The 9,650-nt window shown below is 67.5% G+C and carries 9 protein-coding genes; 5 read left to right on the top strand and 4 right to left on the bottom strand.

Features of this window, described 5'->3' with window-relative positions; translation table 11 throughout:
• A partial coding sequence (gene ftsH / locus A5646_RS23580; RefSeq protein WP_066867262.1) for an ATP-dependent zinc metalloprotease FtsH occupies window positions 1-1,760 on the bottom strand: 1,760 nt, incomplete at its 3' end.
• A 150-nt stretch (window positions 1,761-1,910) separates the two neighbouring features.
• A complete protein-coding gene (locus tag A5646_RS23575) occupies window positions 1,911-2,324 on the bottom strand; it encodes a VOC family protein (RefSeq protein WP_067024583.1) in 414 nt (137 codons plus the stop codon).
• Window positions 2,325-2,427: 103 nt separating this feature from the next.
• Here A5646_RS23575 and A5646_RS23570 point away from each other — a divergent pair, with 103 nt between their 5' ends.
• The 4 genes from A5646_RS23570 to A5646_RS23555 are packed head-to-tail and all read left to right on the top strand — an operon-like array spanning window position 2,428 to window position 7,203.
• Window positions 2,428-3,390: an alpha/beta fold hydrolase gene (locus A5646_RS23570; RefSeq protein ID WP_197505269.1), complete on the top strand. Its 963-nt coding sequence runs from the start codon at window positions 2,428-2,430 to the stop codon at window positions 3,388-3,390.
• On the top strand, window positions 3,387-4,574 hold the full coding sequence (locus A5646_RS23565; protein ID WP_067024579.1) for an LLM class flavin-dependent oxidoreductase: 1,188 nt from the start codon (window positions 3,387-3,389) through the stop codon (window positions 4,572-4,574). Before A5646_RS23570 ends, A5646_RS23565 begins: the two co-directional genes overlap by 4 nt.
• A complete protein-coding gene (locus tag A5646_RS23560) occupies window positions 4,574-5,587 on the top strand; it encodes a zinc-binding dehydrogenase (RefSeq protein ID WP_067024577.1) in 1,014 nt (337 codons plus the stop codon). The genes A5646_RS23565 and A5646_RS23560 overlap by 1 nt, the downstream gene beginning before the upstream one ends.
• A 32-nt stretch (window positions 5,588-5,619) precedes the next feature.
• Window positions 5,620-7,203, top strand: a complete 1,584-nt coding sequence (locus A5646_RS23555; protein ID WP_067024575.1) for an HNH endonuclease signature motif containing protein — start codon at window positions 5,620-5,622, stop codon at window positions 7,201-7,203.
• Window positions 7,204-7,229: 26 nt separating this feature from the next.
• Here A5646_RS23555 and A5646_RS23550 read toward each other — a convergent pair whose 3' ends face one another.
• Both A5646_RS23550 and A5646_RS23545 read right to left on the bottom strand, forming a co-directional pair.
• Complete coding sequence (locus A5646_RS23550) at window positions 7,230-8,432, bottom strand: PPE family protein (RefSeq protein ID WP_067024572.1); 1,203 nt, start codon at window positions 8,430-8,432, stop codon at window positions 7,230-7,232.
• 11 nt (window positions 8,433-8,443) lie between these two features.
• Complete coding sequence (locus A5646_RS23545; RefSeq protein ID WP_066867248.1) at window positions 8,444-8,743, bottom strand: PE family protein; 300 nt, start codon at window positions 8,741-8,743, stop codon at window positions 8,444-8,446.
• Window positions 8,744-9,204: 461 nt separating this feature from the next.
• Between A5646_RS23545 and A5646_RS30145 the strand changes: the two genes are divergently transcribed.
• The coding region (locus tag A5646_RS30145) for a hypothetical protein (RefSeq protein WP_067024569.1) at window positions 9,205-9,650 on the top strand (446 nt) is incomplete at its 3' end.

Raw genomic sequence — 9,650 nt, 5'->3', positions numbered from 1 at the left:
AGCTGGCCCGCCAAAATGTCGAGAATGTCGCGGTATTCGGTGAGGATCTCCCACGCCTCGGTGTGGGCGGCCTCGATCAACTTGCGGATCTCGTCGTCGATATCGCGGGCGACCTCGTGTGAATAGTCCGCCTGAGTTCCCATGGTGCGGCCCAGGAACGGGTCGCCGTGCTCCGAACCGTATTTGACCGCACCCAGTTTGGAGCTCATCCCGAATTCGGTGACCATCGCGCGGGCGATCTTGGTCGCCTGCTCGATGTCGGACACCGCACCGGTCGTCGGCTCCCGGAAGACCAGCTCCTCGGCGGCGCGCCCGCCCATCGCGAACACCAGCTGAGCGATCATCTCCGAGCGGGTCCGCAGGCCCTTGTCTTCCTCCGGTACCGCCACCGCGTGACCGCCGGTGCGCCCACGAGCCAGGATGGTCACCTTGTAGATCGGCTCGATGTCGGGCATCGCCCAGGCGGCCAGCGTGTGCCCGCCCTCGTGGTAGGCGGTGATCTTCTTTTCCTGCTCGCTGATGATGCGGCCCTTGCGGCGCGGCCCACCGATCACCCGGTCGACCGCCTCCTCCAGCGCGGCGCTGGTGATGACGGTGCCGTTCTCGCGGGCGGTGAGCAGCGCGGCCTCGTTGATCACGTTGGCCAGGTCGGCGCCGGTCATGCCGACCGTGCGCTTGGCCAGCCCGGCGAGGTCGGCGTCCGGGCCGATCGGCTTGCCCTTGGAGTGCACTTCCAGCACCGCTTTGCGGCCCGCCAGGTCCGGGTTGGAGACCGGGATCTGCCGGTCGAAGCGGCCGGGACGCAGCAACGCGGGGTCCAGGATGTCGGGCCTGTTGGTGGCCGCGATCAGGATGACGCCCGCGCGCGGGTCGAACCCGTCCATCTCGACCAGCAACTGGTTCAGCGTCTGCTCGCGCTCGTCGTGGCCGCCGCCCAGGCCCGCGCCGCGCTGGCGGCCCACCGCGTCGATCTCGTCGACGAAGATGATGCACGGATTGTTCTGCTTGGCCTGCTCGAACAGGTCACGCACGCGGGACGCGCCGACGCCGACGAACATTTCGACGAAGTCGGAGCCCGAGATCGTGAAGAACGGAACCCCGGCCTCCCCGGCCACCGCGCGGGCCAGCAGCGTCTTACCGGTTCCCGGCGGACCATAAAGCAGCACGCCCTTGGGGATCTTGGCGCCCAGCGCCTGGTAGCGGCCGGGGTTCTGCAGGAAGTCCTTGATCTCGTAGAGCTCCTCGACCGCCTCGTCGACGCCGGCGACGTCGGCGAAGGTGGTCTTGGGCATGTCCTTGGAGAGCTGTTTGGCGCGCGACTTGCCGAATCCGAAGCCCATCCGGGCGCCGCCCTGCATGCGGGAGAACATCACGAACAGCCCGACCAGCAGCAGCAGCGGCAGCACGTAGACCAGCAACTCGCCCAGGATGCTGCCCTGGTTGACGACGGTGCTGACCTTGGCGTTCTTGGCGCTCAGCGCGTTGAACAGGTCCACCGCGTAGCCGCTCGGGAACTTGGTGATGACCTTGTCCGAATTGTCGGTGTCGCCATTGCCCTTCTTCAGGGTCAATCGCAGTTGCTGTTCGCGGTCGTCGATCTGCGCGCTCTTGACGTTGTCGCCGTTGATCTGGGACATCGCCACGGAGGTGTCGACGGGCTTATAGCCGCGGGTGTCGTCGCTGAAGTAGAAGAACGACCAACCGAGCAGCACCACGACAGCGATTGCCGTGATGGTGCGAATCACGTTTTTCCGGTTCATCAATCATCGGCCTTGCCGGCCAGGTCCTTCCCCGATATACACGCAGCTGGAAAAGTCCAGGCTACCGCTAGCGGAGATCGCCAGCTCCGGCAGAGCCGGGGCGCCGCGGGTCTCCGCCGTCCTGCTCAGTTAACGACCGGCAGTTCCCGACTACTCGTAGTAGCGGGCCTCGACGACGTTGCCGTCCGGATCGGCGAAGTAGTACCCCTGCGGCGCCCAGCCCCGGGCGCCGAAGCTCTGGTTCAGCCGCGCGCCGGTATCCACGCCCGCGGCCTGCAGTCGCCGGTCCAGCGCGTCGTATTCGGCCTTCGACAGCGCCAGGCAGACGTGGTTGACCGGGTGCCCGGCGCTGCCCTCGATGCGGGTCAGAGCCTCGGTGGCCGAGACGCTTTCGGCCGGCATCAGGTCGATGATCGAGTCCGCGCAGATCCGCACGCTCGGAAACGGCGCCACGCCGGCCTCGAATTCGTCGAACCGGACGGGCTCGAGCCCGACCACGCGGGTGTAGAAGTCCATCGAGATCGGCGGGCTTTTCGTCCAGAGCACCACATGGTCGAGTCGCATCGAGTCGAGTATTCCCGGCTTTCGGCCCGTCGGGCCGCTATTCGGCTAACCCGAACCGGTTCGGGGCCTTCTCAGCCAGCAACCATTGTGCTTTGGTGGGACGGTGCCCCCAACCGAACGGTTAGTAGATACCAATGGTGTGCGGCTACGGGTGATCGAAGCGGGCGAACGTGGCGCACCGGTGGTGCTCCTGGCGCACGGCTTCCCCGAACTGGCCTACTCCTGGCGCCACCAGATATCCGTCCTCGCCGATGCCGGCTATCACGTGCTGGCACCCGATCAGCGCGGCTACGGCGGTTCGGATCGTCCGGACGGCGTCGACGCCTACGACATCCATCACTTGACGGCCGATCTGGTCGGCCTACTCGACGACGTCGGCGCGCAGCGCGCCGTGTGGGTCGGGCACGACTGGGGCGCCGCCGTGGTGTGGAACGCCCCGCTGCTGCATCCGGATCGGGTGGCGGCCGTCGCCGCGCTGAGCGTGCCGGTGACGCCACGCCCGCACGTGGCGCCGACGAAGGCGTGGCGCAAGATGTTCGGCGAGAACTTCTTCTACATCCTGTACTTCCAGGAGCCCGGTGTCGCCGACGCCGAATTGAACGCCGATCCCGCCCGGGTGATCCGTCGCATGATCGGCAGCCTGCGGACCGACGGCAAGGATGCGCTGGTGCGGATGGCCACCCCCGGTCCGGAAGGCTTCGTCGACCGCCTTCCCGAGCCGGACGGACTGCCGGACTGGATAACCCAGGACGAACTGGACCACTACATCGCCGAGTTCTCCCGCACCGGCTTCACGGGCGGACTGAACTGGTATCGCAATTTCGACCGCAACTGGGAGACCACCCCCGAACTCGACGGGGTGAAGATCCCGGTCCCGTGCTTGTTCATCGGCGGGACGGCCGATCCCGTTCTGTCCTTCACCAGCACCGACCGCGCGGCCGACGCGATCTCCGGTCCGTACCGAGAGGTGATGATCGATGGCGCCGGGCATTGGCTGCAGCAGGAGCGCCCCGACGAGGTGAATGCGGCCTTGCTGGAATTCCTCAACGGATTGGAGCTGCAATGAGCGCGCCCCTGCGTTTTGGAGTGTTTATCACGCCGTTTCACCCCGTCGGCCAATCTCCCACGGTGGCACTGGAATACGACATGGAACGGGTCGTCGCGCTGGACCGCCTCGGTTTCGACGAGGCCTGGTTCGGCGAGCACCATTCCGGCGGCTACGAACTGATCGCCTGCCCGGAGGTGTTCATCGCCGCGGCTGCCGAGCGGACCAAACACATCCGGCTGGGCACCGGCGTGGTGTCGCTGCCCTACCACCATCCGCTCATGGTGGCCGATCGCTGGGTGCTGCTGGACCACCTGACTCGCGGCCGGGTGATGTTCGGGACCGGGCCGGGCGCCCTGCCCTCGGACGCCTACATGATGGGCATCGACCCGATCGAGCAGCGCCGGATGATGCAGGAGTCGCTTGAGGCGATCCTGGCGCTGTTCCGCGCGGCACCCACCGAACGCATCGACCGGCACTCGGACTGGTTCACCCTGCGCGACGCGCAATTGCACATCCGGCCCTACACCTGGCCCTACCCCGAAATATCTACGGCCGCAATGATTTCGCCGTCGGGACCGCGGCTGGCCGGCGCGCTCGGCACTTCGCTGCTGTCGCTGTCGATGTCGGTGCCCGGCGGCTACGCGGCGCTGGAGACCACCTGGGACGTGGTCCGCGAACAGGCCGCGAAGGCCGGCCGGGACGAGCCGGACCGCGCCGACTGGCGCGTCCTGAGCATCATGCACATCGCGGACAGCCGCGAGCAGGCCATCGACGACTGCACCTACGGGTTACAGGATTTCGCGAACTACTTCGGCGCCGCCGGATTCGTGCCGCTGGCCAACAGCGTAGAAGGCACCCAGACGCCGCACGAGTTCGTCGCCGACTACGCGGCCAAGGGCAACTGCTGCATCGGCACCCCGGAGGACGCCATCGCTCACATCAAGGACCTGCTCGACCGCTCCGGCGGCTTCGGCACGCTGCTGATGCTCGGCCACGACTGGGCATCGCCGCAGGCGACGTACCACAGCTATGACCTGATGGCGCGCAAGGTGATTCCGCATTTCAAACGACAGCTCGAGGCGTCGCGGTCGTCACACGACTGGGCGAAGGCCAAGCGTGACCAGTTGATCGGCCGGGCGGGCGAGGCCGTGGTCAAGGCCATCACCGAACACGTCGACGAGCAGAAAGACGCGGTGCACTGATGCGCGCGGCAGTGTTGCGGGACGGCCGCATGGTCTATCGGGACGACGTGCCCGACCCGATACCGGAGACCGGTCAGGTACTGGTCGGCGTGCGGGCCTGCGGAATCTGCGGCTCCGACCTGCATTTCGCCGCCCACGGCGCCCAAGTGCTGGAAATGAGCGACCGGGTGGCCGGCGGCACGGGCGGCATGCACGTGGACCTGAGCCACGACATCTTCATGGGTCACGAGTTCAGCGCCGAAATACTCGAAGCCGGGCCCGACACCGAGACCCATCCGCCGGGCACCGTGGTGACGTCATTGCCGGTGCTGTTGTCCGCCAAGGGCGTCGAACCGATCGTCTACAGCAACAGCACCATCGGCGGCTACGCCGAACGGATGCTGCTCTCGGCGCCGCTGCTGCTGCCGATCCCCAACGGGCTGGACCTCAAGCACGCCGCGCTCACCGAGCCGATGGCGGTGGGGCTGCACGCGGTCAACAAGTCCAACATCGCGCCCGGTGAGACGGCCCTGGTCCTCGGCTGCGGCCCGATCGGGATAGCCATCATCGCCGCGCTGCGGGCCAAAGACGTCGAAACCATTGTGGCGTCGGACTTTTCGCCCAAGCGGCGCGAGCTGGCCACCGCGATGGGCGCCCACCAGACGCTGGATCCGGCGCAGGGTTCACCCTTCGACACCGTCAAGCCCGCGGTGGTGTTCGAGGCGGTCGGTGTGCCCGGCATTATCGACGACGTGATGCTGCGGGCGCGGCCCGGTACCCGCCTGGTGGTGGCCGGCGTGTGCATGCAACCCGACACCGTGCACCCGTTCTTCGCGATCGCCAAAGAGATCAACGTGCAATTCGTGCTCGCCTACACCCCCGACGAGTTCGCCGATTCGCTGCGCGCCCTGGCCGAGGGCGACATCGACGTCAGCCCGCTGATCACCGGCGAGGTCGGCCTCGACGGGGTGGGCGCGGCGTTCGACGACCTGGCCGACCCCGAGCGGCACTGCAAGATTCTCGTCACGCCCTAAGGCTTGTCGGGGGCCCGGCTATAATCGAACGTATGTTCGAGTTACCGACGGACCCCGCCGCGTTGGTGGAGGTGATCGAGTCCACCCATCGGGAGGAATCGATGCTGGTGGCCCGTCGCCTGGCGGCGGTGGCGGCGTTGCTTCGCCACCGGGTGGCCACCGCCGCGCGGCCGGACCGGGAATACGCGGAGATCGACGGCTTCGAGCAGACCGCCGCCGAGGTCGCAGCCGCGATGAACCTCTCGCCCGCGGGAGCCGGCTACCTGGTGTCATATGCGGAGGCGCTCGACATCAGGCTGCCCAGGGTCGCGGCCCTGCTGGCCGAAGGCCGAACGGATTGGCGCACAGTGCGATTGATCATCACCCGCACCGACCTGGTCACCGACGGGCAAGCACTGGCCAAGCTCGACCTATCGCTGGCCGGCCGCATCGGCAACTGGCATGGCTGGTCGCGGCAGCGGATCGTCAACGCGGTAGACGCCGCCGTGCGCGCCTGCGATCCCGACGCGGCCCGTGAGCGCCGCCTCGCCGCCGAGGACGACCGCCACGTCGCAATCCGTGCCAAAGGGGACGGGATGGCCGAGATCTACGGCTCGGTCGCCGCGACCGCGGCGGCCGCCTTCGACCGCCGGCTCGCACAGCTCGCCAAGCAGGTGTGTGCGGCCGACCCCCGGACATTCGATCAGCGCCGGGCCGACGCGCTGGCGGCATTGAGCGAGGGCCGCGGATTGACTTGCGCCTGCGAGCAACCGGAGTGTCCGGCCCGTGCGGGCGCTCACGATGCTGATGCCGATCGGACCGGGGCGCGGGTGGTCATCAACGTAGTGGCCAGCGAAGAGACCGTGAACGCCGACGGCGCCTTGCCCGGTTATCTGGAGGGCTACGGCGTCATCGACGCCGAGCAGGTACGCCAATTGGCCGCCGCCGCATCGATGCTCATCGCCAATCCGCTGACCAGTCCGGTCGAGGCACTGCGTTATCAACCGTCCGCCGCATTGGAGCGGGCCGTCCGGTGCCGCGACCTCACCTGCCGGTTCCCGGGATGCAGCCGGCCGGCAATGGCGTGCGACCTCGACCACACCGTCCCCTTCAACCACCAAGATCCGACGGCGGGCGGCCGGACCACCGGGGAAAATCTGAAATGCCTGTGCCGCCAACATCATCGACTCAAAACCTTCGGCGGCTGGCGTGACGAGCAACTTGCCGACGGCACCGTGGTGTGGACGTCGCCGAGCGGCCGCATTTACCGGACCTCGCCCACCGGGGCCGACCTGTTCCCACAGCCGCGTGGTCCGGCATGCGCCGCGCCCGCGCCCAGGAGGCGCAGCCTGTCACAGCAGCGAAGCGCGCGAATTGCACACGCTCGCAAGCACAACCGCGAGACCCGGCCGATCAATGAAGCTCGATCGCGGCTAGCACGGGCCCGAGCCGACGAAATCGCGTCGCGCAAGTTCCGAAACCACATGCGCGACATGCTGTTGCTGTTCAAGGGCACGCCCAGCACCAGCCCGTTCTGCACCTGGGTGAACGATCCCCGAGAACCGGAGGAACTGCCGAGCGATTGGGTGCCCGACGAGCCAACGCTGCAACCCTTACCGGACGACCCGCCCTTCTGATTCATCCCAAGCTTTTCGACTTCAGATCAGCCGCCCGCCGGGGGTTGTGCGATGACGGTGGGCTTGAAGCCGTATCGGGGCGCCACAAGGTGGGCCGCGGTGCCGCGCCCGGCCCCGCCGGTGGGAACCATCGGCACGCCACCCACCGCATTGGTGGCACGTTCAACGGCCCCCGCGGCGGTGGCGCCATTGAGCGCCACGGCGACCGAGGGCGTCGACGGGGCCGCGCTCGCCCAGGCCGCCGGGACCGACAATCCACCGACCGACGCCGCCTTGCCGACTGCTCCGCCGATCGCGCCCATCGAGCCCAGCCCCGCGCCCGAAACGGCCGCGGGGACAACCGCTTCCGCGGCTTTGGCGGCCCCCTCGGCCGCGGACTTCGCGGCCGGCATGAAGCCCTGCGCGAGGCTCTGGATGTCTTTGAACGAGGTGGTGAAAAGCCGCGTCGGCGAAATCAACCGGATGAACGCGTCGAACGGCGTGCTGGCATCCAACGTTTGCGATCCGGTCAGGCCCTCCAACAGATCACCCAACGGGCCGCTCACCACCAGGCCATCACCTTCGGGGTTGAGGCTGATCCCGCCCAGGGAGAACGCGGGATTGTTCGTTGCTTGGGCCACCGCCGCGGCCTGACCGGCGGTCCCGGTGGGATTGGTCGTTGCCTGGGCCACCGCCGCGGCCTGAGAGGCCGCGCCGGCCGGGTTGGTCGCGGGTTCGGCCGGCTCGAACGGTGGCAACGTCGACGCGGCGGCCGACGCTCCGGCGTACCCGTACATCGCGGCGGCGTCTTGCGCCCACATCTCACCGTATTGGGCCTCGGTGGCCGCAATGGCCGGGATGTTCTGGCCGAGGAAGTTCGTCGCCAGCAACTCCGTCAGCAACGCCCGGTTCGCCGCGATCACCGGCGGTGGCACCGTCTCGGCGAACGCCGCCTCGTAAGCGCCCGCCGCCGCTACCGCCTGAGCGGCAACGTGTTCGGCGCGATCGACCGTGTCGCGCAACCACGCCACCTGCGGAAGTACCGCCGTCAGCATGGACGCGGCGGCCGGCCCCTGCCAAGGTCCGTCCGTGAGGCCCGCGATCACCGCCGCGTAGGCGGAAGCCGCGGAGTGCAGCTCGGCGGCCAGGCCGTCCCAGGCCGCCGCGGCCGCCAGCAGCGGACCTGAGCCGGGTCCCGAGTACATCAACGCGGAGTTGATCTCGGGCGGCAACTGCGCAAAATCGAGCATCGCGAGCTCGCCTAACCGACCGCGGCGGTGTTGGCGATCTCCGTGGCGGCGTACGAACCGGCGCTGATGCCGAGCATCGTCGCCAGCTGCTCACGAATCACCGCGGCCTGCGCGCTGATTTCCTGGAACAGCTGGCCGTGCCGGGAGAACTGTTGCGCGGTCAATATCGATACCGCGTCGGCCGCGGCGGGAGCCACACTGGTCGTGGGAACCGCCACCGCCGAACTTCCCTCCCGCACGGCCGCATTGATCCGGTTCAGCTCGCGGGAAGCCGCATCCAGTATTTCCGGCTGCGCCATCAAAAAAGACATGACTTCTCAAAAACCTTTCACATCAATAGTTCTCGGGCACTCGTCCAGGTGCCGAGTCGGACGCCTGGCCACGTTAGGTCAGTCGTGTCTCGAGATGACAGCCCCAGAGGCGCTAATTCACGGCCGGGACGAAAACTGTTCACTTAGCTGATCTGGAATGCTGCGACTTTTGCAATCCATATGAAAGTCGTTGTGTGCACACATATTTGAGGCCATATATGAACTCATATGAGACCTCTGTGCCGCCCGCCCGGGTTTGCCCGCGGCGCACGAGACGGCTCTGCCCAGGCGTGGCCGAGCCTGGGTGCGGCACAACCAGGAGACCTACGCCCTGGATACGCACGAGCAGCTGCACGCAATATCGGGCTATGAGCAACACAACGTCAGCCTGGTCGGCCAGCACTAACCAAGCAGCACCTTGATGCGGGGACTAATCGACTCTCCGGTTCGGCTCACCTAGCATGCGGGCACACCAAACCCTTCCCGGCGCAGTGCGATTGACCGCCCTGGGCGTGGGCTTCCTGGTGGGGCCGGTCGCAACGCCCGCCCTGCTGTGGCTGACTTTGGTCCTGGACCTGCCGCTGGTGCTGATAATCGTCCTGCTCATCGTCATGGTGCTCATGTCAAACGGGCTGTCGCACCTCATCATTCGCGTATGCGGGCTGAACGAAACCGGTGGCTTCGGCCGAAACGCCGACAACGCGGCGATGGTCAGGCCGGCCGCGACCGCGGCGATCGATCGGCGGACAAACCTCGAGGCATTCGGTGCGACCGGCATGCCTGGCACCCTAGCGTCCGGGCCGCGGTCGGTGGGCGCGATTTACGCCGCGGCGTTGTCGGCGTTTCGGCCGAAGCCACCGGTTTCGTTCAGCCCGCATACGCGAATGATGAGGTGCGACAGCCCGTT

Source organism: Mycobacterium sp. 1245499.0, assembly GCF_001673615.1.
In the GTDB taxonomy this organism is placed as follows: domain Bacteria; phylum Actinomycetota; class Actinomycetes; order Mycobacteriales; family Mycobacteriaceae; genus Mycobacterium; species Mycobacterium europaeum_A.
This window is presented reverse-complemented; position numbering and strand designations above follow the sequence as displayed.

Bases quoted from the DNA above. Each gene is read 5' to 3' on its own strand.
- A5646_RS23575 (WP_067024583.1), bottom strand. From the start codon at position 2,324: ATGCGACTCGACCATGTGGTGCTCTGGACGAAAAGCCCGCCGATCTCG.
- A5646_RS23560 (WP_067024577.1), top strand. From the start codon at position 4,574: ATGCGCGCGGCAGTGTTGCGGGACGGCCGCATGGTCTATCGGGACGAC.
- A5646_RS23545 (WP_066867248.1), bottom strand. From the start codon at position 8,743: ATGTCTTTTTTGATGGCGCAGCCGGAAATACTGGATGCGGCTTCCCGC.
- A5646_RS23550 (WP_067024572.1), bottom strand. From the start codon at position 8,432: ATGCTCGATTTTGCGCAGTTGCCGCCCGAGATCAACTCCGCGTTGATG.
- A5646_RS23565 (WP_067024579.1), top strand. From the start codon at position 3,387: ATGAGCGCGCCCCTGCGTTTTGGAGTGTTTATCACGCCGTTTCACCCC.
- A5646_RS23555 (WP_067024575.1), top strand. From the start codon at position 5,620: ATGTTCGAGTTACCGACGGACCCCGCCGCGTTGGTGGAGGTGATCGAG.